The following is a 26,359-nucleotide window of genomic DNA, read 5'->3' as shown; positions in this document are numbered from 1 at the left end:
CACACACAAGGTCAATGAACTCGGTGCGGGTACTCAGAGGAAATGACCTGACCATTAAACGCTCCATCAATCAGAGCGTTGCAACGACCATATGACTCTGCCGCCCTCAAAACGACACTTACTGCTACCTACTTTGGGTTAGGGGCTACTTTTTGCGGCCGAACTTGGGCAGATTCGGGAGGTTGGCCAGCAGGTCCGCGGCCTTTGTGGCGGCTCGGCCCACGGTGCGGCCGATCTGCTGCGGGACGGTGTCGTCGCTGAGCGGGGCCACGGTGCCGCCGGGAATCACGACGGCGGGGCTCAGTTCGGCGCCCGTGCGCTCGAGGACGGCGGCAGCGGCCACGTTGTCCGACAGCGGGGTAGCCACGGGCCGTTCGGTGCCGGCGTCCGCCTCCGCGCGAGGTGACTTGGCGACGGCGGCCGCCGGGCCGACGTCGAACGTCTCCAGCCAGCTGACGATCCCCTCAAGCGGTTTGGGGTTCAGCGCGTAGTAGCGCTTCTGGCCCTGCGCCCGCATGCTCACCAGCTGCGCCTCGCGGAGGACTTTCAGGTGCTTAGAAATGGTGGGCTGGCTTGCGGAGAGTTCTTCCACCAGCTCGCCCACTGCCTTGTCCCCGGCGCGCAGGGATACCAAAATGTCGCGCCGGGTTGCTTCCGCAATGACGGCAAATACGTCGTCTGTCACCATGCCTCCCACCCTAGCGACATATACGCCGCCAGGCATCAACTATTTCGCCCGTGACCGCCCCGCGTGGGTTGAAGAAGGATCAGTCGAACCAGGGATCAAGGCCGTGCAGCGGGAAAACGGCTTTGCGGGTGGCCATGACGGTGCGGTCCACGGCGTCGTTGGGGTCGAACCCCACTTCCCAGGACCGCCACCAGAGCTCCACGTCATCGCCCATGAGGCCCGGGGTGTCCATGCCGAACTTGTCCGAAACATACGTGCGCCAATCCTCCGGCACCGGGGTCTGGAGCGGAACGGGACGCCCGGCGGCGATGGCGATCAGGTGGCTCCAGGAGCGCGGCACAACGTCGGTGACGCTGTACCCCCCGCCGCCCGTGGCGATCCAGCGGCCCTCGCAGTGCCGGGCAGCGAGATTCCCGACGGCGGTGGCCGCCTCACGCTGACCGTCCACACTGATGTTCAGATGGGCCAGAGGGTCACGCCGGTGCGAGTCGCAGCCGTGCTGGCTCACGATGACTTCGGGCTGGAACGCGCCCACGAGCTGCGGCACCACTGCGTGGAAAGCACGCAGCCAGCCGGCATCGCCGGTGCCCGACGGCAGGGCAATGTTGACGGCACTGCCCTCAGCCTGCGGACCGCCGATCTCGTTCGCGAAACCGGTCCCTGGGAACAGCGTGAGTCCGCTTTCATGCAGGGAAATGGTCAGGACCCGGGGGTCGTCCCAGAAGATGCTTTCCGTCCCGTCGCCGTGGTGCGCATCGACGTCGATGTACGCCACGCGGCGGATGCCGCCGTCGAGCAGTCTCTGGACCGCCAGCGCGGAGTCATTGTAGATGCAGAAGCCGCTGGCACGGTCGCGGGCCGCGTGGTGCAGGCCGCCGCCGAAGTTCACGGCGTGGAGCGCGGATCCGTCCAGGATGGCGGACGCAGCGATCAGCGATCCGCCGGCGAGCCTCGCGGCGGCGTCGTGCATGCCGGCGAAGGCAGGATCGTCGTCGGTGCCAAGTCCGCGGGCTTCATCCGGCGACGTCGGGTCATCGCTGACCCGGCGAACCGCGGCCACAAACTCAGGCGAGTGCACGGTTTCGAGTTCGGCATCGGACGCAACCTCCGGAGCCTCCACGGACACGTGCGCAAGGTCCAGCAGGCCGAGGCTGCGGGAAAGCCGGGCCGTCAGGTCCAGCCGGGCAGGAGCCATGGGGTGGCCCGGGCCAAAATTGTAGGCCGTCATGGCCGAATTCCACACCACCATCGTTGGTGGCGCGGGCTGGCTGAGACCGGGCAGGAATGTCATCAATGACAGGCTACCGGAGGACGCCACTGCCCCAGCCCGGCCATTACGCGGGCATTAGTGGTTTACTACTGGAGGAAACAGTTTCAACCGAGGAAAAGCCCCCCATGACGCAACGCCAGTCGAGGCCCCGGAACCCGGCAAGCTGGCACCCCGCCGCACCGGAGCGCGAAGGTCTCTGGATCTTCACCCGCGTACGCGACTTCGTTGACGATATTGCCAATACGTCGCCCGCCCGGCTTGCCCTGAGCGCCTTCGGCGCGGTCTGCCTGGTGTTCACGTTCTTCCTCTCGCTGCCCATCTCTTCCGCCACCGGTACGGCCACTCCGATACACCAGGCATTGTTCACCGCGGTGTCCGCGGTCTGCGTGACCGGTCTGACGGTTGTTTCGACGGCGGTGCACTGGTCCTTCTTCGGCCAGCTGGTCATCCTGATCGGCATCTTTGTGGGCGGCTTGGGAACCCTGACCCTCGCGTCGCTGCTGGCCCTCATGGTGAGCAAGAAGCTTGGCGTCCGCGGCAAGCTCATCGCGCAGGAAGCCATGAACAACGCCGGCCGGCTCGGTGAAGTGGGTACTCTGCTGCGGATCGTCATCGTGACCTCCGTGGTAATCGAGGGCGTCCTGGCGCTGGCGCTGATCCCCCGGTTCATGACGTTGGGCGAGCCCTTCTGGCAGTCGGTATGGCATGGAGTCTTCTACTCAATTTCCTCCTTCAACAACGCCGGCTTCACCCCGCATTCGGATGGCATTGTGCCGTACGAGACCGACCTGTGGATCCTCATCCCGCTGATGCTCGGCGTGTTCCTGGGCAGCCTGGGTTTTCCCGTGGTCATGGTCCTGCAGCAGAATGGGCTCAACTGGAAAAAGTGGAATCTCCACACCAAGCTCACCATCCAGGTGTCCTTCATCCTGCTGGCCGCCGGCACGCTGCTGTGGGCGCTGATGGAGTGGGACAACGCCCGGACCATCGGCCACATGGACCTCGGCGACAAGATCACGCACTCCCTCTTCGCCTCCGTCATGACCCGCTCGGGCGGGTTCAACCTGGTGGACCAGAACCACATGGAATCCACCACCATGCTGCTGACGGACGCGCTGATGTTCGCCGGCGGCGGTTCGGCGTCCACGGCGGGCGGCATCAAGGTGACCACCATCGCCGTGATGTTCCTCGCCATCGCCGCGGAGGCCCGCGGCGACTCCGACGTGAAGGTGTATGGCCGGACCATCCCGCAGGGCACCATGCGGGTGGCCATCTCAGTGATCGTCGCCGGCGCCACGTTGGTCTCCGTCTCAGCGTTCCTGCTGCTGCAGATCAGCGGCGCATCCCTGGACCGCGTGCTGTTCGAAACCATTTCAGCCTTTGCCACCGTGGGACTGAGCACAAACCTCAGTGCCGAACTGCCGCCGTCGGGCGTGTATGTCCTCACCGCCCTGATGTTCGCGGGCCGCGTCGGCACTGTCACCCTTGCAGCTGGCCTGGCCCTGCGCCAGCGCAGCCAGCTGTACCACTACCCGGAAGAGAGGCCCATCATTGGCTAATTCCTCAGGCGCCCCCAACCGCCCCGCCCACAACGCGCCGGTCCTGGTGATCGGGCTGGGCCGCTTCGGCTCGTCCACAGCCGAGCAGCTCGTGAAACAGGGCCGCGAGGTGCTGGCGATCGAACGCGACCGGAACCTGGTCCAGAAGTGGGCGCCGCTCCTCACCCACGTGGTGGAGGCGGACGCCACCAATATTGATGCGCTGCGCCAGCTCGGTGCACAGGAGTTCAGCTCCGCCGTTTGTGGCGTGGGCACCTCGATCGAGTCCTCCGTGCTGATCACCGTGAACCTGGTGGACCTGGGCATCGAGCACCTCTGGGTCAAGGCCATCACGCCATCACACGGCAAGATCCTCACCCGGATCGGCGCGAACCACGTGATCTACCCCGAGGCCGACGCCGGCGTCCGTGCCGCACACCTGGTCTCCGGCCGCATGCTGGACTTCATCGAGTTCGACGACGACTTCGCCATCGTGAAAATGTACCCGCCGCGCGAGACGGTGGGCTTCACACTGGATGAGTCCAAGGTGCGTTCCAAGTATGGCGTGACCATCGTGGGCGTGAAGTCGCCCGGCGAGGACTTCACCTACGCCCGCCCGGAAACCAAGGTGTCCGCCCGCGACATGCTGATCGTGTCCGGGCACGTGGACCTGCTGGAACGGTTCGCGGCGCGGCCGTAGTCCCCACCCGCGAAGATGTCAGCCGAGCTGCCTGGTGATCTCTGCGGAGCGGTCCGCTGCGGCGCGGGCGCCGGCGGCGATGATGGCCGGAATGCCCCGGTCGTCGAAGGTGGCGATGGCCCTTTCTGTGGTTCCGTTGGGGCTGGTCACTCCCTTGCGCAGGGCCGAGGGATCGGCGCCCGGCTCGGCCAGCATGAAGCCCGCGCCTGCGACTGTCTCCCGCGCAAGGAGCAGCGACAACTCGGGATCCAGGCCCAGCTCGACGCCGGCAGCTGCCATGGCCTCGGCCAGGTAGAACGCGTAGGCGGGACCCGAGCCGCTGATGGCCGACAACGCATCTACCTGATCCTCGCGCACCTCCACCACAGTGCCAGTGGCCCGAAGGATGTCCTTGACGGTCTGGAGCTGTTCCGGCGTGCAGTTGGTTCCGGGTGAGACGGACACGACGCCGCGGCCCAGCTTGGCAGGGGTGTTCGGCATAGCGCGGATCACCGGCTGTCCGGGAGGCAGCGCAGCTTCCAGTTGCGCCAGCGACACGGCTGCGGCCACGCTGACAACGATGGCCTTCGGGGACAGGGAGCGGCTGATCTCGCGCGCCAGGTCGACGGTGCCCACGGGTTTGACGCCAAGGATCACCACCGTGGAGCCCTTGGCCGCGTCTTTGTTGTTGTCCGGTTCCTCTTCGCCAGCGACGGCCGTGATGCCGTGGTGGCGCAAAGCCAGCTCCTCGGCGCGTTCCGCACGCCTGACTGTGGCTATGACGTCGGCGGGGTCCGTCCCGGCGGCCAGGAGGCCGGACAGGATGGCTTCGTTCATGGATCCACAGCCCAGGAAGGCGATTCGGTTGCTCATGCTTCCATCATTGCAGTTCGGGTGGGCCGTTTCAGAAATGGAAACGAATCGGAAAAACCGGGAACCCGCCGAAACCGATTCACAGCCGACTCCCATGTTCGCTGCAGCTTGCACACAACTTCGCCGCCTAACGTAGTTATTACCTCATTGAGGGTGCGAGTGATGCGGCAAGCATGGGGATGTTTGCCCGAGGCGCCGGTGGTTTGCAGCAGGTTTTCCCCCATTTTCCTGCTGTGGACGCCGGCGCTTTCGCGTTAACGCTGTTTTCAAGCCGCGGCGGGCCTTAGGCGGGTGAAGCCTCGATCGTCTGGCGTGCCGCGGCGGGCTCCATGATATGCGGGGCCGGATCCAGCGGACCGGCGAATACCAGCTGGTCGAGCCGGCGCAGGATCAGCCCTTCACGCAGCGCCCACGGGCAGATCCTGATCTTCTTGAACTTGAACATTTCCAAGGCAGCCTCGGCCACCAGAGCCCCGGCGAGCAGTTGGTGCGCGCGGGCCTCTGACACGCCGGGCAGAAAGAGCCGGTCCTCGGACTTCATGGCTGAAATGCGCTGCGCCCACACGCCCAGATCCGTGGCGTTAAGTGTGCGCTTCACGTAGGGCCCTGCTGCGCTCGGGGCTGCTCCGGCGACCCTGGCGAGCGACCGGAAGGTCTTGGAGGTTCCAGCCACAACGTTGGCGCGGCCCAGGCCGTCGAACTGCCTGACCGCCGGGGCGAGGGTGGCCCGGATGTAGCGGCGCAGCTCTTTGACGCTCTTGGCGGAAGGCGGGTCCTCAGCCAGCCAGTCGCGGGTCAGGCGGCTGGCGCCCAGCGGCACCGAAGTGGCCACTTCGGGCAGTTCGTCCTGCCCGAAGGCCATTTCGAAGGAGCCGCCGCCGATGTCCAGGTTCAGGATCGGGCCCGCACCCCAGCCGTACCAGCGGCGGACGGCGAAGAAGGTCATGGAGGCTTCTTCGCTGCCGGTCAGTTCCTGCAGGGTGACAGTGGTTTCGTGCTTGACCCGGGCCAGCACTGCAGGGCCGTTAGTGGCTTCACGGATGGCAGACGTACAGAAAGCCAGAAGGTCGTCCGCTTTGTGCCTGGCGGCAAACTCCCAGGCTTCAAGGACGAATTCGGTCAGCTCGTGCTGCCCTTCGTCGGTGATGTTGCCGTCGGTATCCAGGTATTGGACCAGGGATATGGGCCGTTTGTGCGACGCAAAAGGCACCGGACGCGCGCCAGGGTGGGCATCCACCAGGAGAAGGTGGACAGTGTTTGACCCGATATCAAGGACGCCTAGCCGCATCCTGCCATTATTCCCCCGCCCGGGCCCTCACTCACAACCTGTACTAAAGATGTCAGTTTGCGGAGGCGTCCTCGGGTGCGCCGTCGGGAAGCTCATCCGCCCGCTTGAAGTCGCGCTTGATGTTGGCGACGCCCTCCGGGTTGATCTCAAACCCGTACGCAGCGCCGGGGTTGATCACCATGCCCAATTCCTCGCCAATGTTGGCGATGATGGCTGCACCCTGGGTCCCCAGGACGTTCGGGGCCGCCTCAAGATACTGCTCGTCAACGCGGCTGGGGTGCGAGAACACCGCAAGGACGGGCTCGCCGTCGGCGTTCGCCAATACCAGCGGCTCCACCTGGGAATCCTCCCCCTCGATCCCGTCAGTGCTGATGACGTAGACCTCGCTGTTGAGGAAGGACAGGATGACGTCCACCGGGCTGCCCTCGGGCTGGCCGCCCAGGGCGAGCTTCTCTTCGAGTTCGTTGAGCGGCGTGAGATCGGCTGTGCCGGGCTGTTCAGTCATGTATCTACTCGACCACGTTGGAGAGCCCGGCGCAAACCGCAAACGGGAGGAGCGAAATCCTCGGCGTGCTCGCTCGTTCCTCCCCAGCGACTCCCTAACCTCGCAAGCTCGGCCAGGGAACCCCGTCGCAGTGGGCCCACCTTAGACGCACGCTGCCGGATTCCTCCCCTCCCGTTTTCTACTGTTTCAACCGGCTCCACCACAGGGCGGAGTTGGGCCGACCGAACACCCGGCGCTTATTTTTTAGCTGGAGCCTTCTTCTTGGCCGGGGCCTTGCGGGCCGTTGTGGCGCGCTTGACCGGACCCTTGGCCCGCTTCTCGGCGAGGAGTTCAATGGCTTGTTCGCGGGTCAGTTCCTCCAGCGACGTGGACCGCGGGACGGTGATGTTGGTGATGCCGTCGGTGATGTACGGGCCGAAGCGGCCTTCCTTCACCACGATGTTCTTCTCGGAAACGGGGTCCGGTCCGAACTCGGCCAGCGGGGCCACCGCGGCACGGGCGCCGCGCTGCTTGGGCTGGGAGTAGATCTCCAGTGCCTGCTCCAGCGTGATGGTGAAGATTTCCTCTTCGGTGCCGATGGAGCGGGAGTCCGTGCCCTTCTTCAGGTACGGACCGAAGCGGCCGTTCTGCACCGTGATGAGGTTGCCTTCGGCGTCCTCACCCAGGGCGCGGGGCAGGCTCATCAGCTGCAGCGCTTCGTCCAGGGTCACGGAATCCACGGTCATGGACGCGAACAGCGAACCGGTGCGCGGCTTGGCCTTGACGGGCTTTTTCGGCGGCTTCGGCTTGCCGTTCTTGTAGTACTCCACGGGCTGGTTGGCCAGCTGTTCCTCGGTCATCTCCGGGATGACTTCGGTGACGTACGCGCCGTAGCGGCCGTTCTTGGCGACAACGCTGTGGCCGGTGTGAGGGTCGTCGCCCAGTACGCGTTCTTCCGGCGCAGCCGTTTCCATCAGTTCGATGGCCTTCGCCGCCGTCAGTTCGTCCGGCGCCAGGTCCTCGGGGACGTTGGCGCGGGAGTTCTCCACGATTTCGCCGGTCTTGGCGTCCACCGTGGCAGCGGAGCTTTCCAGGTACGGGCCGAATTTGCCCACCCGCAGCGTGATCTCATCCGTGATGGGAATGGAGTTGATTTCCCGGGCGTCGATCTCGCCCAGGTTGTTCACGATGCTGAGCAGGCCCGGGTCGGAGTCTTCGCCGTAGTAGAAGTGCTTGAGCCAGGCGGACCCAACGGCTTGGCCGTTGGCGATCTTGTCCAGGTCGCCTTCCATGTCCGCCGTGAACTCGTAGTCCACATAGTCCGTGAAGTGCTGCTCAAGCAGGCGGATCACGGAGAACGCGATCCAGCTGGGCACCAGCGCGGAACCCTGCTTCCGGACGTAGCCGCGGTCCTGGATGGTGGAAATGGTGGAGGCGTAGGTCGACGGGCGGCCGATGCCCTTCTTTTCCAGCTCGGCGGTCAGCGACGCTTCGGTGAAGCGCGGAGGCGGCGAGGTTTCGTGGCCCACAGCCACAATGTCCGACGCCGTGAGGGCATCGTCCTTGGCCACGTTCGGCAGCCGCCGGGCTTCGTCGGAGTCGTCGTCCCCGCGGCTTTCGTCCTTGCCTTCTTCATAGGCGGCCAGGAAGCCCGGGAACGTGATGACGGTACCGGAGGCGGAGAACTCAGCGTCCCGGCCATCGGTGGCCACGGCACCCAGGCGGATGGTCGCCGTCGAGCCCTTGGCGTCACCCATCTGGGATGCGACGGTGCGCTTCCAGATCAGTTCGTACAGGCGGAACTCGTCGCCGGAGAGCTGCTTGGCCACCTGCGCCGGGGTGCGGAAGGAGTCACCGGCGGGGCGGATGGCCTCGTGGGCTTCCTGCGCGTTCGCAGCCTTGCTGGTGTACACGCGGGGCGACGCCGGGATGTACTCCGGGCCGTACAGCTCGGAGGCCTGGCGGCGGGCGGCCGTGACGGCTTCGTCGCTCAGCGCCGAGGAGTCGGTACGCATATAGGTGATGTAGCCGTTTTCGTACAGCCGCTGGGCCACCTGCATGGTGCTCTTTGAGGAGAAGCGGAGCTTGCGGCCGGCCTCTTGCTGCAGCGTGGAAGTGGTGAACGGCGCCGCCGGACGGCGTGTGTACGGCTTGGTATCCACGGACCGGACGCGGAAGTCCGCATCCTGGAGACCGGCGGCCAGTGACGTGGCGAGTTCCTCGTTGAGGTGCGCGGCATTGCGCGACGTGAGGACACCGTCGTCGTTAAAGTCCCTGCCCGAAGCGACCTTGGCCCCGTCAACCGCAGCGAGTTTCGCCTTGAACGAACCGGAACCGGCGCCGAACTGGCCCGTCAGGTCCCAGTACGAGGCGGCCTTGAAGGCCATGCGTTCGCGTTCACGGTCCACCACCATGCGGGTGACCACGGACTGGACGCGCCCGGCGGACAGGCCGCGGGCAACCTTGCGCCAGAGCACGGGGGAAATCTCGTAGCCGTAGAGCCGGTCCAGGACGCGGCGGGTTTCCTGGGCGTCCACCAGGGCGGTATCAACATCGCGCAGGTTGTCCATGGCGCGGTGAATGGCTTCCTTGGTGATTTCGCCGAACGTCATCCGGTACACGGGGACCTTGGGCTTGAGCACTTCCAGCAGGTGCCACGCGATGGCCTCGCCCTCGCGGTCCCCATCGGTTGCGAGATAGAGGGCGTCGGCATCCTTGAGCGCGGCCTTCAGCTCGGTGACCTTTTTCCGCTTGTCCGCGGACACCACGTAATACGGTTTGAAGTCGTTTTCGATGTCGACGGCGAACTTGCCCACCGAGGTTTTCTTCAGTTCTGCAGGAAGCTCAGACGGCTGCGGCAGGTCGCGGATGTGACCAATGGAGGCCTCTACGATGAAGCCCTCGCCGAGGTACTTGGCGATGGTCTTGCTCTTGGCCGGAGACTCCACAATCACGAGTTTCTTGCCTGTTTTGGCCTTGCTTGGCACGGTGCTCCTACAGAAAAAGGTTGCTCGGGCAGATGAGCCCATATTGGCCTAGTTCACCATATTTTGGACAATAGTGCGCATTCATGTGGAAAACCCGTTGACTCATCAGGCACATCCGGGACCCCGATTTGGGGTGTTCCGGGGCCCGCCAAACCGCTATTCAGCAGGCTCGGAAGGAACCAGGAAACCGTCGCTGACCAGGTTCGCGACGTCGTCGAGCAGCCTGGTCCGGAACGCGTCGCCGTCGAACCCGCCCTCTCCGGCAAGGCTCCCGCCGAGCAGCGCCGCGAGGGCTCCGATGATCTGGCCGACGGAGAGGTCACCGTCGGAGGCGGAGACAAATCCGGCGAGTTCGGTGGTGAGCAGATTGGTCCGGCGCAGGCCCGCGCCCTGGCGCAGCAGGATCACGCCGGGGTGCTCGGCGCCGGGGCGCTGATGGCGTTCCTCGGTGACGTCGTCCGCGACGAGCAGGTGCGCGTCCGCCAGGCGGTTGGCGGCCAGCCAGTCGGAACGCTCGACGGCGGCGCCCACGTGAGGCCCGATGGGCTGCTCAATGGGGTACGTGATTTCCTCGAAACGGCTGATGGAGGCGGCGCCGGATTCCGACAGCGGCCGGCGCAGCCAGATCATCCCGAAGCCGATCCCCGCCACGTTCCGGGAGGCGAAGTCCGCCAGGTAGGCGGCGTAGGCGTCCCGGTAATGCTTCCGGTCGCGGGATTCGGACGCGTCCTGCAGCCACGTTTCGGCGTACTGCTCCGGGCCCACCTGCTCGCGCTGGATGAACCAGGCATCCGCGTCCGGACCGATCCAGCTCTTGGGCCGTATGTACCACTCGGTCCCCGCGGGAATTTCCCAGTTGCCCAGCAGCTGCGCGGTGCCGCCCGGGGCCAGGGCACCGGGCAGCGCCGCCACGAGCGAGGACACAATGTCATCGCCGGGCAGCCCGCCGTCACGGTAGGTGAACTGCCCGGACGCGTGCTCGCCCAAGGTCCGCGGCGTGATCACAAACGGCGGGTTGGACACCACCAGCTCGAATTCCTCCCCGGCCACCGGCTCCAGGAGCGAACCCAGCCGAAGGCTGACCCGGTCCTCCAACCTGTCCGGGTCCAGGTGCAGGGCCGCGGCATTAAGCAGGAGGTTGAACCGGGTGAAGGCCAGCGCCCGTGTTGAGATGTCCGTTGCCGTCACGTGCTCGGCATGGTGCAGGAGGTGGAAGGACTGGATGCCGCAGCCCGTGCCCAGGTCCAGGGCCTTGGCGACGTGGCGGCGGACGGTGGTCTGCACCAGCGTGGTGGACGCCTGCCCGATCCCCAGCACGTGGTCGTGCCGGAGCATGCCGGCCTGCTGGTGCGCGGCGAGGTCGCTGGCCACCCAGAGCTCGGCGCCGCCGCTGCCGTCCTCATTGGCGTCCCAGCCGTACGGCCGCAGATCCGCTTTCGCCTGCAGCAAGTCCTGCGCCGGCTGATCGGCGGCGGGCAGCTCAGGGCCGGGCCGATCTGGGCCGGGCACGGGCTCGAGCAGCCCCAGCTCCACCAGGCCGTCCGCCCGTACTCCCGGCAGCGCGGCGTCGAGCGTTTCCCGTTTTTGCGGTTCCGCCAGGAGCCAGAGACGGACGACGGCGGCGAGCGCCGCCGTCGTCTTCTCACCGTGCGCAGCCTCACCCCCTGCCGCATCAATCTGAAGGGCGCTTTCGGTGGCCAGCAGCGCCGGGATGATCTGGTCCCGGTTCAGCGCGCGGTACGCTGACTCGCCCAGCAGCCCCGCCACGCCGTCGAGCGTGTAATCCACCCGGCGCAGGTCCGCGGCGAGCGCCGTCAGCAGCCCGGGGAGGTCGCTGCGCGGGGCATCGGGGGTGTTGCCGGCCAGGAAAAGCGTGGAATCAGTCACCGCCCAAGTCTATTGGCGGGCACGCTTCCTCCTGACGGGCTACAGGTTCTCCGCGGCGTAGATCTTCAGGGCATCCCGGACGAAGCCGGCACCCTCCGCGCCGCCGTAGTTCTTCGCGAAGCGGGGGTCAGTAACGTACATTTCGCCGAGCCCGGTGACGTATGCCTTGACGTCAGCGTTGCCCTTGCCGTCAGCCTGGCCGCGGGCGTCCGACGCCGGGGTGCCCGGGATGCCGGTCAGCCATTCGACGTGCCGCCTCGCGATGTCCTGGGCCTCCGCGCTGTCCGGTGCTATACCCCCAGTGGCGGCGGCGATCCAGTCCTCGCCCAGCTGCTGCGATCGCTGCTTCCACGCCGCCTTCTCCTCGGTGCTCATGCCGCGCCACCACGAATCCCCCTTCGCGTAGGCGTCCTTGCCCCAGCGTTCCTCCACTTCGTCCTTGTACTGGGTGTGGTCGAAACCGTTGAACATGTCTTCTGCCATGATTTCGCCACCTCCTTTCACTGCCTCGATGGTTTGTGTGACCGACGCGATCTGCCGCGCAAGCCTGTCCTGTTCCTGCTTGAGCCATTCGAGATGCCCGGTGAGTGCCTGGGCGGCGTCCGTTTCATCGTCGAGCACCTGGCTGATCACCGGCAGGCCCAGCCCCAGCCCGCGCAGAAGCAGGATGCGCTGGAGCTGCACCAGCGCCGCCTGGTTGTAGTAGCGGTAACCGTTGTGGCCGGTGCGGCTGGGCTTGAGCAGGCCGATGTCGTCATAGTGCCGCAGCGTCCTGCTGGTGGTCCCTGCGATCCGGACGATGTCCTGGATGGACCAGTCCATGTATTCTTCCTTTCCTGCTCTGTTTGCGGGATGGTTCGGACGTTCTGGTCCGGCTGATGGTTCAACGATAAATCTTGACGTAGCGTCAAGGTCAAGGGACTGAATCACGGAGCACAGATGGAGCCGGGTAAGTTGGAAGCATGGCTGTTATTCCTTCGTCCTTTCCGCGCGCCCTCTCCGCTGTGGCTGCCGCAGCTGTCCTCCTGGGCCTCTCTGCCTGCGCGCAGCAGCTTTCGGTGGAGAACGCCGATGTGCCGGCCTGGAAAGCCACGGCACTGCCGTCGGCCAGCGGCGTTGTTGCCGAGGACTCCGGCAAGATTCTCAACGCCCAACCCATTGACCATACGGAGAACGTGCCGGCAGGCAAGTACACGCTGACACTCGTCTGTGAAGGCGGCGGCAAGGCCTTCCTCGCAGTGCGGTCCGGAGGCAAGGAACTCGCCGACCTCGGGGCCGCCTGCTACGGTGCCCGGGAGTCCATCAAAATCACACTCCCGGAACCCGGACCGCTGCAGCTCAGCGCCTCCAGCGTCGACGCACCGCTGATCTACGCCTACCAACTGGTAACTGCGGGTTAAGTCCCTTCGAATCCACCATGCGGCTGACCGCCGGACGGGTGATGCCCGAGGCTCTGGATTGGGGTCCCTGCCCGGCATAGAGTCGGAGTATGCCCGCAACGCAGGGGGCGCCGCCGCCCCGCAGGGCGGTACTTCGTCCGGGCGCTTGCCCGTCCCGGTCAGTCTCCGTGCGCACCCGGGTGAGGGCCGCCGTCGTACTCTGGACGGCGGGCGCACTCGTGGCCGGAACTGCGCTCGCCGGATGTGAATACACGTACGACGAAGGGTGGCGTCCCGCCGAGGCCACGGCCGCGCCGGAGGTGACCGAGCCGGGGCCGAGCGCTGAGCTGTGGCGGAACGATCCCGTCAGCGAGGCTGAAATGGAGGCCTGGCTGACGGAGTCCCAGGTGGGGCCCGGCCTGCAGGTGGCGCATAGGACGTTCGGCCTGTTGCGCGCGGAAGAAGTCCGAACGGACGCCACGGAGCCCCTCCCCGCCGGAACCTACGTCCTGGTGCTGGTGTGCCGCAGCCAGCGGCGCGTCGACTTCAAAGTCCGCAATGACGAATTCACCATGGTGGACCTCAGCCTCCGCTGCGGATCACGGCGCGAAAGCGTGATCTACCTGCCCAAGGAAACGGTGCTGCATTTCCAGGTCGAAGCGCAGTCCCCCGCCAATTTCGCGTACCGGCTGTCCCGGCTCTGAACTTTTATGCCTGCCGGCTCTGAACTTTCAGCCAGCCGGCTCTGAACCGGCAGCGGGGCTCAGACCATGCAGCTCAGGCCACGCAGCCTTCGGGGCAGCGCAGCGTCTCCGGGCTGGCGGCACACTCGGCGCAATACAAGGTCAGCGTGCGGCAGCTCGGGTTGGAACAGTTCTCGAACTTGCTGGTGGGCGCGGCACAGCGGACGCACTCACCGATGGTCTTGGCGTCCTCGCTGAATTCCAGGTGCATGCGCTTGTCGAACACGTAGAGCGAGCCTTCCCAGAGGCCCTGGTCCTTGAACGTTTCGCCGTAGCGGACGATGCCGCCGTCGAGCTGGTACACCTGCTTGAAACCGCGGTTCACCATCAGACTGGAGAGCACCTCGCAGCGGATGCCGCCGGTGCAATAGGTGACCACCGGTTTGTCCTTGAGGGCGTCGTACTTGCCGGAGTCGAGCTCCTTGATGAAATCGTGGGTAGTGGCCACGTCAGGGACGATCGCGTCCTTGAACTTGCCGATCTGGGCCTCGAAGGCGTTGCGGCCGTCGAAGAACACCACGTCCTCGCCGGCCTGTTTGGTGGCCTCCACCAGTTCGTGCAGTTCCTCGGGCTTGAGGTGCGTGCCGCCGCCCACCACACCGTGCTCATCTACCTTGAGTTCGCCTGGCGCGCCGAAGGAGACGATCTCGTCCCGGACCTTAACGCTCAGCCGCGGGAAGTCCTCCGCGCCGCCGTCGGACCATTTCACGTCGATGCCGTGGAATCCCTTGTATTCGCGTGTGGTCTTCACGTATTGCTTGACGGCGCCGATCTCGCCGCCCACCGTGGCGTTGATGCCGTCCTTGGAAAGGAGGATGCGTCCGGTCAGCCCGAGTTTTTCGCACAGGGCACGCTGCCAGAGCCGCACCGCGTCCGGATCAGCGATGGGGGTAAAGCCGTAAAAGAGCACAATTCGGTTCAAAGCCACGTATTTAAGGGTACTGGGTTGCCGGAGAACGGACCCGCCGATTGGCCGGGGGCTAAGGCTGCGCCGCTGCGATGGCGGCGTCGCACCTGTTCAGGGCGGTTTCGGCCGTCCGGTACCCCAGGACGACGACGGCGAACGGCACCGCGGTTGCCGTCACGGCGGCCCCGAAAGCACCAGCGCCATTGTTGAGGGCGAGTTCTGCCGCACCGTCACCAACGAGGCGCGGCACCACAAACAGGACCACGGCAGTAAGAAGCCCACCAAGTCCCTGCCGTTGCGCTCCTTCGGGCTCGGAGCGTGATCCCAGAAAGTCCAGCGGGCGCTTCGAATTCCGGTAGGTCAGTGCGCCGGCCACCAGCGGGACGAGCCCGCCGGCAAGCCAGACCCAGTAAGCCACGCCCGTGGCCGTCTCCCAATACCTGGCGCCGCCCACCATGGCCACCATTAAGGCGACACAAACCAGCAGGGACAGCGGAAAAGTGTTCTTGGACGGTTCCTTGGCGGCGGGCATGCCGTCAGTCTTGTCCTGTCACGATTGCATAGGCAAGTCACATCGGGGGCACCCTACCCCTGTTGCTTGTGTCGGGGCTGGAATACTCTCATGACATGAGTCCGGACGCCTTGGTTGAAGACATCACACGCCTTCTTGAAGTCTGGGTAGCTGGCTGGGCCGGCTGCCGCGGTTACCAGACCTCAGTTGAGGGCCGCTTCCCCGCTGCACTGCGGGCCGACACCTCCGGGGAGTGGGAATACTTCGCCCATGACCCCTCCGAGAATGAGTTCGCTGCCCTGGCTGCGAAGACCGCCGAGGCCCCGGCCAGGGTCCTGACCATCCTCACCAATGATGTTGCCCGCTTCAGTGCACTGGCCCAAAAACACGGGCTGAACGTCACGTCCGCATCGCAGGCCATGATGATTGTGGACATGGCCACGCAGGATACGGAAGATCCGTGGCTCTCCGACGACGAATTGAACCTGGTCACCTCCCAGCTCGACGGCGTCCACCACGCAGTGGTCCGCTCGAGTGACACTGTAGCGGCGAGCGGCAGGGCTTTTGTGGTGGGCGAGACTGCAGTGTTCGACAAGATTGTGGTCCAACCCGCGTTCCAGCGCCGCGGACTGGGCAGCTTCATCATGAAGGCCCTTGCGGCGCAGGCCATCGGACCGTACGTGGAGAACGGCCTGCTGCTGGCCTCGATCGACGGCCAGAAGCTGTATTCCCACTTGGGCTGGTCAACTGTTTGCCGCGTGCTGATGCTGTCCACGTCCGACGAAGGCGCAGACCTTTCCGTGGGGTGATTTTTCCTCGGGTGAAAGAATGTTGGGGTGAACCCCCATGACTCCCTGATTCCATTGCTGGGCCGAGGCCCGGACCCGGAACAGCTGCGTCATGTCCGCACCATCCCAGCCCGGCAGGCAGTCCACGAACCGTGGCCAACGTGGGCGCACCCGGATCTGGTGGCCGCTTATGGCTCCCTGGGCATCCACGAGCCGTACCGGCACCAGATCCAAGCCGCCACCCTGGCCCACGGCGGCGAGCACGTGGTCATCGCCACCGGCACCGCCTCCGGAAAGTCCCTGGCCTACCAACTGCCGGCACTTGACGCCATCCACCGCTCCGAACTGCGCGTCCTGTCCGAACCGGGAAAAATCCACGACGACGGCGCCGTGACACTCTACCTCTCCCCCACGAAGGCTCTCGCTGCCGACCAGCTCGCAGCCATCCGTTCCCTGAATCTGCCCACCGTACGGGCCGAGACGTACGACGGCGATACCGAACCCGCGTCCCGCCGGTGGATCCGGGACCACGCCAACTTCATCCTGGCGAATCCGGACATGCTCCACTTCGGCATCCTTCCCAATCACGCCTGGTGGGCCAGCTTCTTCCGGCGGCTGCGGTACGTGATTGTGGATGAGGCCCACAGCTACCGCGGGGTGTTCGGCTCGCACGTGGCCAACCTGATGCGCCGGCTGCGACGCATCTGCGCGTACTACGGTGCCGGGACCACCCACCCCGGTCCGGTGTTCATCGCCGCGTCTGCCACGGCATCTGAGCCAGGCTCATCCTTCGGCCGCCTGATCGGGGCGCCGGTCCGGGCCGTTGCCGAGGACTGCTCGCCGCACGGTTCCACTACGGTGGCTTTCTGGGAGCCTGCGCTGACCGATCTCAAGGGCGAGAACGGCGCCAGGGAACGCCGCACCGCCGTTGCTGAAACGGCCGATCTGCTGGCGAACCTGGTTTCGTCCCGCATCCGGACCATCGCCTTCATCAAGTCCCGCCGCGGTGCGGAGACAATCGCTTCGATCACCAAGCGCCTTCTGGACGAAGTGGACCCCAGTCTTCCCCAACGCGTGGCCGCCTACCGTTCCGGCTACCTTCCGGAAGAACGCCGGGCCCTGGAAAAGGCACTCCGCTCCGGCGAACTGCTGGGTGTCTCCAGCACGTCCGCCCTTGAACTGGGCATCGACATTTCCGGGCTGGATGCCGTCCTGGTCGCGGGCTGGCCAGGCACCAGGGCGTCGCTGTTCCAGCAGATCGGCCGGGCTGGGCGCGCGGGCCAGGATGCGATTGCCGCGTTTGTGGCCAGCGATGATCCGCTCGACACCTACCTGGTGAACCATCCCGAGGCGATTTTCGACGTGTCGGTGGAGGCCACCGTCTTTGATCCCTCCAATCCCTATGTGCTGGGGCCCCATCTTTGTGCCGCCGCCGCGGAGCTTCCGCTGGGCGTGGCTGAGCTTGGCCTGTTCGGCGGCACAGCAGAGAAGTTGTTAGGGCAGCTCGTGGCGCAGGGCTATTTGCGCCGCCGGCCGGCGGGCTGGTTCTGGACGCACTCCCAGAGCGCTGCGGCCATGGTGAACCTTCGTGCCGACGGAGGCGGACCGGTGAGCATCGTTGACGCCGACACCGGCTCCCTCCTCGGGACCATGGATTCGCCCCAGACGCACTACCAGGCGCACACAGGTGCCATCTATGTGCACCAGGGCGACAGCTATGTGGTGGAGGACCTGAACGAAGACGACCACTGCGTGGTGGTCCGGCGCGCCAACCCCGACTACTACACAACGGCCCGGGACGTGACCCAGATCGAAGTGCTCGAAACACTCCGGACCGAGCACTGGGGCGATATCGCCGTCCACTTCGGTGATGTGAAAGTGACAACACAGGTGGTTTCCTTTCAGCGCAAGGCCTTGATTTCAAACGAAATCCTGGGCGAGGAGCCGCTGGAGCTGGGCGCCCGGGACCTGTTCACGAAGGCCGTCTGGTTTGTGGTGGAGAACCGTTCGCTGACGGGCGCCGGGCTCATCGAGGCGCAGTTCCCGGGGGCCCTGCACGCCGCCGAACACGCAGCGATCGGCCTGCTGCCGCTGGTGGCCTCCAGCGACCGCTGGGACATCGGCGGAGTATCCACCGCCATCCACGCCGACACCGGCGCGCCCACCATCTTTGTGTACGACGGGCACCCCGGCGGTGCCGGCTTTGCCGAACGGGGCTTCGACAAGGCAAAGGTGTGGCTCTCGGCGACGCGCGACGCCATCAAGGCGTGTGAATGCGAGTCGGGCTGCCCGTCCTGCGTCCAGTCCCCCAAATGTGGGAACAAGAACAATCCGCTGGACAAGGCTGCCGCCGTCACGCTCATCGACGTCCTCCTTAAAGACGCGCGCGAAAGGCCTCTCCGCAGTGCGGAATTCCTGGCGAGCACGGAGCCGTTCAGCACCACAGGCGCTCAGGGCGGCGGTCCGGCCCGCGCCTGACCGGTTGCGGCGCCAACCAGTATGCGTGCATTTAGCTCCGTTCGGACCATGACGGTCTGGCCGGCCCCTTCCGTACAGCTGACGAGGGCCGCCTCATGGCGGCCTGCTACCTCGGCGGCCACCGTGCAGGGGTCTCCCGGAGTGATCCCGCGCAGGGCATCGGCCGCGGCAAGGGCAGCGAGGTCCGCCGCTGCCGCTGCCCTGCTGGCCATCACCGCGGACTGTGCGAACAACAGCATCAGGGCCATCGCCATGATGACAACCAGCGCCAGTCCCGCAGCCAGTACTGTTCCCGAACCGCGCTCCGGGTTGTCCCGGAATTGCCTGTTCACAACGGCGCCTCCTCCGGGGCCCCGACCGGCTCCAACCCCGGAGTGGCCGCGGCAGCCGGCGTTTCGCTCCGCGTGGTGGCCTTGGCCGTGAGGGTCCAGAGCACAGTTGCCCCCAGCGGTCCGCCCACACCGTCAGCCACCGTAACGCTGAGCCACTCGCCGTCAGACGCAACGGACGCCGTTGCCGACGTCCCCGCCAAGGTCCTGACGATCCCCTGCACTGCGGCCGGGTCCTCGCCGCGGGCCAACGCCCTGGCGCCGGCCCGCGCCGCCTCCTCGAGCCTGAGCTGCGTGACGCCCGCGGAGGCTCCTGCCAGGAGCAGTGCGAGGAGGAACAGTACTGCCGGCAGCGCTACCGCGAACTCCGCCGTCACGGCGCCATGGGCATTCCCCGGCCCACGGCGCCAGCGACGGAGTGCGGCCGCCGGTCCCAGCGCCACGCGGCTTTCCACGCCTTGGTTCCGGAAGCGGCCACAGCGGCTGCTCCGGCCATCAGCCCGTGGCAGCGCTGCCGGCGGCAGACTCATGGCAAGGCCAGCGCCGTGCGGATGAGGTTCAGCAGGAATCCGCGCACTTCGTCGCTGCGGAGAATGAAGACGAGAAGTCCGGCGAAGCCAACCGCGGCAAGGGTAGCTATGGCGTATTCGGCCGTCGCCATTCCGGCCTCTGAAGCTGTGAGCCGGGGCCGGCGCTTTTTCGCCTCGCTGGCACCGGGGTATAGCTCCACGACGTTGCCAACGGCCTCTGGGGCCACCTCCCGTTGGCAGGTACACGCGCCCAGTCCTGCATTGGCAAGTACTACGGAGTCCCATGCGGGGGTCCCCGCAACTCCCGTGCTGAGCTCCGGCGCAGGGGCGGCGGAAAGGCTGTTTTGGATGATGGTCATGGTGACGGTTTCCCTTCTGTGCTCCGGCCGAGTTGCCGGCTGATTTCGACTCTTCCCGGCTCCGCAGATCTCGGTAAGTGCAAACATCCCGTAAGTGGATAAGCGCCGCTTTGAGCGGATTGTGGAGGACGGGACGGGGTGTGGAGGAATGGACCGTAGCCCAAATCCCGCGGTCAGGACCCGGACGGCACCAGTGCCAGCAGGACCGGGACTACGCCCAGGCAGATGAAGGCCGGGAGCGAGCACAGGCCCAGCGGAATGACCAGCTTCACGCCGAGGGAGGCCGCCCGTTTCTCCGCAGCGCGGAATCTTTCCCGGCGCAACCTCGCGGCCTGTGCGTAAAGGATGGCCGACGACGGCGCTCCGGTCAGGGCGGCGAATCCCAGTGCGTCACGCAATTCCAGGATTACAGGAAGACGGACTTCGGAACTGCGCCAGGCTGTCTCCCAGTCGGCTCCGATGGCGAGCGCAGACACCACCGGACGCAGCGCCTTGCCGTAGTCCGCGGAGGCCGAGGCCGCGACGAGTTCCAGGGACCGGCCAATGCCAGACCCCGCGTCCAGCATCGCGGCCACGAGCTCAAGCATCATTGCCGTGTCGCGCAATCCGTGAAGGCGGCCGCCTTGAGTGAGTGCTTCATCGGCCCCATGCGGCCCGGCGCCCACGTCCCCTCGCAGCCTGAGCAGTCGCTTTCGGACTCGGCTTGGCTGCGAAAGGGCAAGGCAGGCGGCAGCAGCCAGAACAACGGCCGAGGCAAGCCCCGGCACAAGAATGTCCGTCATGGCACACCGGCCCCGGCGGCAGCACCGACCAGGCGGGCGGACCAGATTCTTCCGGTGATGGTGAGGCCCACGCCCGCGGCGAGGGCCGCCAGACCCAGCGGGGTCCCGATCAGGATGGCCAGGGGATCCACGCCCAACGCCATTCCCAGGCCCAGTCCCATCAGCGGGAGCCAGGTCAGGAGACCTACCGTGGCCTTGGGCCCGGCGAGCGCTGTCTGCCGTGCGGCCTCGGCGTCGTCTTCCACTTCCAGTTGGGCCGCAAACCTCGCCAGGACGTCCGCCAGTGGACAGCCGCTGGCTTCGGCAATGTCAAAGCAGGCGGCCAGCTCACACCAGATCCGTAACTCCCTGCTGTCGGCGCGCGAAAACTCCGATTGCACGGCCTTCCGGATCGCCTCCGACACGGGTGCGCCCCGGAACGCTGCTGCCCGGACGGCGCCAAGCATCACCAGGGAACCTGCGCTGAGGCTCGGACCGCTGCGCCCGGCCGCTGACCCGCGGATTGGTTCCGCCCGTCCGCCAAGGTCCTGCGATGCGCGTGAACCTGCACCCGTAGTTGCGGAATCTGGCTCCCGACGGCCACCGTGGACCAGCCACAGTTCATCCCATAGCCGTGCCGGAGTGCGGCCGCCCTTCAGCAGCGCAGCAAGCTGCTGCACCACAAGGGTCAGTGACAGGTCATTCCGTTCCGGTCCGGCACGGAGCGACCTGCGCCACGAGCCGCCCGTCCTGGTGCCACCAGCCCCGCCCTGAACCCGAGAGGCGAAGCCTGGTCCTGCACTCCCCACGGCCCGCCGGAAACGGCCTGTGGCACCGCCGGGCGGGCTGAAGAGCAGCACGACCGCCAGCACGAGGACCACGGCCAGCAGAAGGGTCATACGGCGGCACCCGCCTCGAGGGACAGTCCCAGCCGCTTGCTCATCGCCTCCCAGGCTGGACCGGTGCCGACCTGGCCGCGTCTGGCCTCCAACGCCGGAACCACGGTTAGACCGCCGGGACCGTCCTGCACCACGCCCACGCAGGCAACATGCCGCCCGTGGCCGGACCGCTCCACGTGGACCACAACGTCCAAGGCGCTGGCTGCCTGCAGCCGGACCGCGTCCTGGCCCATGCCTGCCAGTGCTCCCAAAGCTGTCAGGCGGGCCGGGACAGCGGTGGCAGCGTTCGCATGGATGGTCCCTCCCCCGCCGGTGTGGCCTGTGTTCATGGCGGTCAGGAGTTCCCGCACCTCGGCCCCACGGCATTCCCCCACCACCAGCCGGTCCGGCCGCATCCGCAGTGCCTGCCGGACGAGTTCGCCGAGATCCACTTCGCCGCCGCCTTCGAGGTTTCCGTGACGGGACTCCAGCGACACAATGTGCGGATGGACGGGGTTCAGTTCGGACGCGTCCTCGATCAGGACCAGCCGTTCCGCCGGGGAGCACAGCCCCAGCAGTGTGGACAGCAACGTGGTCTTTCCGGAACCCGTGGCCCCGCTGATCAGGAAACTCAGCCGCTGCTCAACAACCCGTTCAAGGACCTCCTGGACCGTGCTGCCGAACATGCCGCCGGCACGGAGTTCGTCCATGGAGAAGACCTGCTCCCGCCGGATGCGGACGCTCAGCAAGGTGCCGGCGGTGGAAATCGGCGGCAGGACGGCGTGGACGCGGTATCCGCCCTCAAGCCTGACATCAACGCACGGGGACCCGTCGTCCAGCCGCCTGCCGCCGGCGGCCACCAGCCGCGATGCCAAGGCCCGCACCTGTGCCTCGCCGGAAAACGAAACCCCTGCCGGTTCGAGGCCCTGACCCCGGTCGATCCAGACCGAGTCCGGGGCGTTGACGAAGATGTCGGTGACGTGCACGTCCCGCGTCAGTTCCTGGAGTAGGCCGAGCCCGTTCAGCTCGGCGCTGATCCGTTCCACGGCGGCAAGGGAGCCGGCAGTCCCCAGCAGCCGGCCGGTGGCCTGGACGGCGGCGGCAACCCGGGACGGGGTGACAGGTCCGGCGTCGGCCATGACTGACTCACGGACGGTTTCCAACAGTGCCGAATCCAGAAAGCGCGGATCCAGGACACGGGCCTGCCGACGGCGTGCCCCCGTCCGCTGGTCCTGGGGCGACGGCGGCGGGACTGGCCGCTGCGCGCTCACGGCAGGTCTCCGACAGGGATCTCGCCGTCCAGCAGATCGAGCACTGAGGCGGCAAAATGCCTGACACTCCGTCGTTTGCCCACGTCAAGGAGCCTGCCGTTTTCCCCGGCAGCCGTAACGCCGCGCAGCTCCGGAACGCGGCCCTGGACCGGCAGCCCGACGGCGTCCGCAATGAGTCCGGCGTCCAGCGCGGCACCGGCCTTGCCCCGGACCAGGAGGGCTGCCTCAACCGGCGGAAGCTCGTGCAGCAGCCGGGCCGTGGCCACCGCTGCCTTCAGCTGCGCCGGAACAACCACCAGGATGCGGTCACAGTCCCAGGCAAACATACGCACGGGTTCGGTGCCCCGACCGATGTCCACCACCACCAGTTCATAGCCCCGCCGGCCCGCATCTAGGACGCCGCCGGTGGTGGCGGCATCCACCGGTGCCTGGCGGTCGCGGCTGCCGGGCCAGGACAGGAAGGAAAACCCGCCGGCTACCGGCAGTGAGTCGGCCAGCTGCTCGGGATCGATGCTTCCGCTCGCGTCGGACAGGTCAGGCCAGCGCAGCCCCGGCGTCTCCTCAGCTGCCAGCGCCAGTTCCAGGCCACCGCCCCACGGGTCGCCATCAACCAGCAACACGCGCACACCGAGCCCGGCTGCCGCCTGGGCGATCCAGATTGCCGCGGTGGTGGCACCGGCACCGCCGCAGCCCCCTGTTATCCCGAGGACCAGTCCTCCCGCTTCGGGTGACCGCGACCGGCTCAGGTACTCTGCCAGCCAGGCCGCGGCATCCGGAAGCACCGCCACCCGCTCCGCTCCGAGGGCTGTGGCCAGGTGCCAGAGACTGTCCCCCTCCCCGTTCAGGCCCACCAACACGGCAGGGGCCCGCCGCCGCGGCGGCAGCTCGCGGACATCGCTCCCCACCAATACTGCGGCCGCGGCGTCCCAGTACTTGGCGGCATTAGCCACGTCCGCCACCACCCGCAGCTGGCCGCCAGCGGCAGCCACAATCCGTTCCACTTCGCCCTGCAGAAAGTCGTAGCCGGTGACCAGGAGGACCTCGGCACCAGCGGGGTCCGGCAGCCAGGCTCCCGCGGCCTGTGCCGAGGCAGGCGCACAGGACGTGGAACCACCGGACCTGGAACCACGGGCCTGGGAACCACCGGGTTCAGATCCTTGGGGAGGGGAGGGCCGGGCACGGGACAGCTGGGCGGAAGGCCGCTCGGAAGGGGGTGGCGATAGCTGGTGCCTGCTCATGCAGCAACTCTCCACCGAACTCAAGGGGGAGAAACAGGGCCATGCCACCGTATGTGGACAACTCCATCCACCCGGCCGATAGGCCGGACAGAAAGACGGGCCGAACGGCCGGGCCGTTACTGCTTCCCGTATTTGCGGTGGACGGCCTGCTTACTGACCCCAAGGCACAGGGCAATGGCTTCCCAAGACAGACCGGCCTGCCTCGCCTTGCGAACCAGGGCCGCTTCGGCGCGGCGGACCTCCTTCTGCAGTTCCGCCACTGCGTACAGCGCTTCAGCGGGACCTTTCCCGTCCATTGATGCGACCAGCGTTTTCATCCTTTCTACCTCCATTCGTCAACTTTAGTTGACGAATGGAGGGGCGTCAACATATATTGACGGCAGGGGATTGGGGCTTGAATGTCCCCGCCACAGGGCAGAATTGGACCTATGTATCTGCTGCTCGCCGCCCACGCCCACGGCGCAGCCCTCCAGCAGGTCACCCAGGCGGGCGATCCCCACCCCGACCGCCCCGAACCGCGCCTCATCAGCGCAAGCGAGCTGGCCGGCGTCGTTCGCCAGCTGGAGAACCGGCCCCGCGAGGCGCCGCCCCGCTGGATCTGGAACCGGACCCAGGACTGGTACCCCGCCCTGCTGGCGGCCGGTGTGGAACTGGAGCGCTGCTATGACCTCGGTCTGTGCGGCAATATCCTGGCGTATTCGCAGTTCACTGCCCACACGGAGTACGCGCGGAACGCCGACAAGGAATCGTTGGACGATCCCCAGGAGACGCCCCGCGCCCTCCAGCCGCCGCCCCCGCCGGCGGATCAGGGCGCCCTCTTTGACGATGTCCGCCACCGCGCCCCACGGCAAGGCCTGGCGGAGCTCCGCGCAGAATACGCCGCCCAGCAGGCTGCCCTGGCCGATGCGCCTCCGGACGAAAACAAGCGGAAGCGGCTCCAGCTGCTGCTGGCCGCCGAGTCCGCCGGCGCCATGATCGCCGCGGAGATGCAGCACACCGGCGTCCCTTGGCGCGAGGACCTGCACGAGCAAATCCTGGCCGGCCACCTCGGGCCGCGCCCGCCGTCCGGTCACCGCCCCGCGAAGCTGGAGGCCCTGAACACCGAACTGCGGGGGCTGCTCAACTCGCCCGGACTGAACCCGGACTCGCCGCAGGAACTGATGCGCGCCCTGCACCGCAACGGCATCGAGGTGAAAAGCACGCGGCAGTGGGAGCTGATGGAGTCCAGCCACCCCGCCATCGAACCGCTCCTCGCCTACAAGAAACTGTCCCGCCTGCACACCGCCAACGGCTGGGCCTGGCTGGACGCATGGGTAGCCAAGGGCCGCTTCCAGCCCGAGTATGTTGTGGGCGGTGTGGTGTCCGGCCGCTGGGCCTCGCGGGGCGGCGGGGCCCTGCAGATCCCGCGGCAGATCCGCGGCGCCGTCCATGCGGATCCCGGCCACAAGCTCATCGTCGCGGACGCCTCCCAGCTGGAACCCCGCGTGCTGGTGGCGCTGGCGCAGGACTCCAAAATGGCGGAAGCAGCGCGCGACCAGGACCTGTACGCCGGCATCGCCGCCCAGGGTTTCGGCGGCGATCGCGCCAAGGCGAAGGTCGCCCTCCTCGGCGCCATTTATGGCGCCACCACGGGCGAATCGGGGCGCCTGATGCCGCAGCTGGCACGGACCTACCCCCGCGCCGTCGGCTTTGTGGAGCAGGCGGCGCGCGACGGCGAGGCTGGCGGCACCGTGACCACCCGGCTTGGCCGGAGCAGCCCGCCCCCGTCGGAAGGGTGGTACCGGAGCCAGCAGTCGGCCACTGCCGAGGAGCAACGCCGTGCGGAATCCATTGCCCGTTCCCGCGGCCGCTTCACCCGCAACTTTGTGGTGCAGGGGTCCGCCGCTGACTGGGCGGCGTGCTGGCTGGCGGAATTACGACGGCGACTGCGGGCCTTGCGTGCCGACGGTTCCGTTCAGGCGGAGCTGGTGTTCTTCCTGCATGACGAGGTGATGGTCCATGCCCCCGAGGCTGGCGTCCAGGCCTGCATCCGGGTCATCGAGGAAGCTGCCGCCGCCGCGAAGGAACTGCTGTTCGGCCCCATCCCGGTGGAATTCCCTGTCAGCGTGGCCGTGGTGGACTCCTACGACCACGCAAAATAGCAAATTCGGTTAGCCGGAAGAAACCTACCCGTGAGTAGCTGGTCGAACCGCTGTGACCATGATTACATCAGTGCAGGACTGAAGCAGACGGTCCAGCTATTCATGCAAAGACGCATATCAGGGGAGATCCGGCATATGGCTGGCAGGTTTGAAATACATCGCGTAAGTGACGAGTGCTTTCGGCTGAGGCTCACCGACTCAAACGGGAATATCGTGGCAGTTTCGCCCGACTTCAAGCATCTCGGTGCACTGAAGGACGGCATCAATGCACTGCGTGAAAACGCGGCCACCGGCATTGTCATTGATCTTCGGCAGCAGCCGATCGCCAGCTAAGCCGGTGTGCGCCAGCTCA

The 26,359-nt window shown here is 66.6% G+C and carries 26 protein-coding genes; 8 read left to right on the top strand and 18 right to left on the bottom strand.

The genetic code is table 11. The features are described from left to right. Positions 1–145 precede the first annotated feature (145 nt). Together NG698_RS11440 and NG698_RS11435 are read right to left on the bottom strand one after the other, a co-directional pair. Positions 146–688, bottom strand: a complete 543-nt coding sequence (locus NG698_RS11440) for an ArsR/SmtB family transcription factor (RefSeq protein WP_252603225.1) — start codon at positions 686–688, stop codon at positions 146–148. A gap of 79 nt (positions 689–767) precedes the next feature. Then, on the bottom strand, positions 768–1,979 hold the full coding sequence (locus NG698_RS11435; protein ID WP_252609819.1) for an acetoin utilization protein AcuC: 1,212 nt from the start codon (positions 1,977–1,979) through the stop codon (positions 768–770). Positions 1,980–2,083: 104 nt separating this feature from the next. Here NG698_RS11435 and NG698_RS11430 point away from each other — a divergent pair, with 104 nt between their 5' ends. Together NG698_RS11430 and NG698_RS11425 are read left to right on the top strand one after the other, a co-directional pair. Next, positions 2,084–3,517 (top strand): TrkH family potassium uptake protein, encoded by a 1,434-nt coding sequence (locus NG698_RS11430; protein ID WP_252609817.1) that lies wholly within the window; start codon positions 2,084–2,086, stop codon positions 3,515–3,517. After that, positions 3,510–4,196, top strand: coding sequence for a potassium channel family protein (locus NG698_RS11425; protein WP_058931335.1), 687 nt, complete (start codon positions 3,510–3,512; stop codon positions 4,194–4,196). Before NG698_RS11430 ends, NG698_RS11425 begins: the two co-directional genes overlap by 8 nt. An 18-nt stretch (positions 4,197–4,214) precedes the next feature. Here NG698_RS11425 and proC read toward each other — a convergent pair whose 3' ends face one another. The 6 genes from proC to NG698_RS11395 form a co-directional block, all read right to left on the bottom strand. Continuing rightward, the gene (proC, locus tag NG698_RS11420) at positions 4,215–5,048 is read right to left on the bottom strand and encodes a pyrroline-5-carboxylate reductase (RefSeq protein ID WP_252603233.1); all 834 of its coding nucleotides are present in this window, start codon (positions 5,046–5,048) and stop codon (positions 4,215–4,217) included. 283 nt (positions 5,049–5,331) lie between these two features. Then, positions 5,332–6,336, bottom strand: a complete 1,005-nt coding sequence (locus tag NG698_RS11415; protein WP_141141566.1) for a Ppx/GppA phosphatase family protein — start codon at positions 6,334–6,336, stop codon at positions 5,332–5,334. A 52-nt stretch (positions 6,337–6,388) separates the two neighbouring features. Then, the gene (locus NG698_RS11410) at positions 6,389–6,841 is read right to left on the bottom strand and encodes an SseB family protein (RefSeq protein WP_104060508.1); all 453 of its coding nucleotides are present in this window, start codon (positions 6,839–6,841) and stop codon (positions 6,389–6,391) included. A 236-nt stretch (positions 6,842–7,077) separates the two neighbouring features. Then, complete coding sequence (gene topA / locus NG698_RS11405) at positions 7,078–9,807, bottom strand: type I DNA topoisomerase (RefSeq protein WP_252609815.1); 2,730 nt, start codon at positions 9,805–9,807, stop codon at positions 7,078–7,080. 156 nt (positions 9,808–9,963) lie between these two features. After that, positions 9,964–11,694, bottom strand: coding sequence for a DUF7059 domain-containing protein (locus tag NG698_RS11400; protein WP_252609814.1), 1,731 nt, complete (start codon positions 11,692–11,694; stop codon positions 9,964–9,966). A gap of 39 nt (positions 11,695–11,733) precedes the next feature. After that, a complete protein-coding gene (locus tag NG698_RS11395; RefSeq protein WP_252609813.1) occupies positions 11,734–12,516 on the bottom strand; it encodes a MerR family transcriptional regulator in 783 nt (260 codons plus the stop codon). A gap of 140 nt (positions 12,517–12,656) precedes the next feature. Here NG698_RS11395 and NG698_RS11390 point away from each other — a divergent pair, with 140 nt between their 5' ends. Together NG698_RS11390 and NG698_RS11385 are read left to right on the top strand one after the other, a co-directional pair. Continuing rightward, complete coding sequence (locus NG698_RS11390; RefSeq protein ID WP_252603244.1) at positions 12,657–13,094, top strand: DUF6023 family protein; 438 nt, start codon at positions 12,657–12,659, stop codon at positions 13,092–13,094. Between the two features lie 89 nt (positions 13,095–13,183). Then, positions 13,184–13,777, top strand: a complete 594-nt coding sequence (locus tag NG698_RS11385; protein WP_252609812.1) for a DUF6023 family protein — start codon at positions 13,184–13,186, stop codon at positions 13,775–13,777. Between the two features lie 73 nt (positions 13,778–13,850). Here the strand turns inward: NG698_RS11385 and trhO are convergent, their stop codons facing one another. Both trhO and NG698_RS11375 read right to left on the bottom strand, forming a co-directional pair. Further along, positions 13,851–14,744 (bottom strand): oxygen-dependent tRNA uridine(34) hydroxylase TrhO, encoded by an 894-nt coding sequence (gene trhO / locus NG698_RS11380; RefSeq protein ID WP_252603250.1) that lies wholly within the window; start codon positions 14,742–14,744, stop codon positions 13,851–13,853. Between the two features lie 52 nt (positions 14,745–14,796). Next, positions 14,797–15,255 (bottom strand): hypothetical protein, encoded by a 459-nt coding sequence (locus NG698_RS11375; RefSeq protein WP_252609811.1) that lies wholly within the window; start codon positions 15,253–15,255, stop codon positions 14,797–14,799. A 95-nt stretch (positions 15,256–15,350) separates the two neighbouring features. On the opposite strand from NG698_RS11375, the gene NG698_RS11370 reads away from it, so the two are divergent. Both NG698_RS11370 and sftH read left to right on the top strand, forming a co-directional pair. Further along, positions 15,351–16,043 carry a GNAT family N-acetyltransferase gene (locus NG698_RS11370; RefSeq protein ID WP_252603256.1) on the top strand — a complete coding sequence of 231 codons (693 nt, stop codon included), beginning with the start codon at positions 15,351–15,353 and terminating at the stop codon, positions 16,041–16,043. Positions 16,044–16,070: 27 nt separating this feature from the next. Continuing rightward, positions 16,071–18,500 (top strand): DEAD/DEAH box helicase, encoded by a 2,430-nt coding sequence (gene sftH / locus NG698_RS11365; RefSeq protein ID WP_252609809.1) that lies wholly within the window; start codon positions 16,071–16,073, stop codon positions 18,498–18,500. On the opposite strand, the gene NG698_RS11360 is transcribed toward sftH, so the two are convergent. The 8 genes from NG698_RS11360 to NG698_RS11325 form a co-directional block, all read right to left on the bottom strand. Beyond that, on the bottom strand, positions 18,473–18,832 hold the full coding sequence (locus NG698_RS11360) for an Rv3654c family TadE-like protein (RefSeq protein ID WP_252603263.1): 360 nt from the start codon (positions 18,830–18,832) through the stop codon (positions 18,473–18,475). The genes sftH and NG698_RS11360 overlap by 28 nt on opposite strands. Then, positions 18,829–19,284, bottom strand: a complete 456-nt coding sequence (locus NG698_RS11355) for a TadE family type IV pilus minor pilin (RefSeq protein WP_252609804.1) — start codon at positions 19,282–19,284, stop codon at positions 18,829–18,831. Before NG698_RS11355 ends, NG698_RS11360 begins: the two co-directional genes overlap by 4 nt. Before the next feature lie 71 nt (positions 19,285–19,355). Next, a complete protein-coding gene (locus NG698_RS11350; RefSeq protein WP_252603269.1) occupies positions 19,356–19,718 on the bottom strand; it encodes a DUF4244 domain-containing protein in 363 nt (120 codons plus the stop codon). A 173-nt stretch (positions 19,719–19,891) separates the two neighbouring features. Further along, positions 19,892–20,500: a type II secretion system F family protein gene (locus NG698_RS11345; RefSeq protein WP_252609803.1), complete on the bottom strand. Its 609-nt coding sequence runs from the start codon at positions 20,498–20,500 to the stop codon at positions 19,892–19,894. After that, positions 20,497–21,378, bottom strand: coding sequence for a type II secretion system F family protein (locus tag NG698_RS11340; protein WP_252603276.1), 882 nt, complete (start codon positions 21,376–21,378; stop codon positions 20,497–20,499). The genes NG698_RS11345 and NG698_RS11340 overlap by 4 nt, the downstream gene beginning before the upstream one ends. Next, positions 21,375–22,628: a TadA family conjugal transfer-associated ATPase gene (locus tag NG698_RS11335; RefSeq protein WP_374209914.1), complete on the bottom strand. Its 1,254-nt coding sequence runs from the start codon at positions 22,626–22,628 to the stop codon at positions 21,375–21,377. The genes NG698_RS11340 and NG698_RS11335 overlap by 4 nt, the downstream gene beginning before the upstream one ends. Next, entirely contained in the window at positions 22,625–23,866 is a 1,242-nt protein-coding gene (gene ssd / locus NG698_RS11330) for a septum site-determining protein Ssd (protein WP_308293032.1), read from the bottom strand. Before ssd ends, NG698_RS11335 begins: the two co-directional genes overlap by 4 nt. Positions 23,867–23,982: 116 nt before the next feature. Then, positions 23,983–24,198 carry an AsnC family protein gene (locus NG698_RS11325; protein ID WP_252603279.1) on the bottom strand — a complete coding sequence of 72 codons (216 nt, stop codon included), beginning with the start codon at positions 24,196–24,198 and terminating at the stop codon, positions 23,983–23,985. Positions 24,199–24,294: 96 nt separating this feature from the next. Here NG698_RS11325 and NG698_RS11320 point away from each other — a divergent pair, with 96 nt between their 5' ends. Next, positions 24,295–26,007, top strand: coding sequence for a bifunctional 3'-5' exonuclease/DNA polymerase (locus NG698_RS11320; RefSeq protein ID WP_252609802.1), 1,713 nt, complete (start codon positions 24,295–24,297; stop codon positions 26,005–26,007). Positions 26,008–26,037: 30 nt separating this feature from the next. After that, on the top strand, positions 26,038–26,340 hold the full coding sequence (locus tag NG698_RS11315) for a YegP family protein (protein ID WP_308293031.1): 303 nt from the start codon (positions 26,038–26,040) through the stop codon (positions 26,338–26,340). Positions 26,341–26,359: the final 19 nt, after the last annotated feature.

The sequence above is a fragment of the Pseudarthrobacter raffinosi genome (genome assembly GCF_023913735.1).
Classification (GTDB): Bacteria; Actinomycetota; Actinomycetes; order Actinomycetales; family Micrococcaceae; genus Arthrobacter; species Arthrobacter raffinosi.
This window is presented reverse-complemented; position numbering and strand designations above follow the sequence as displayed.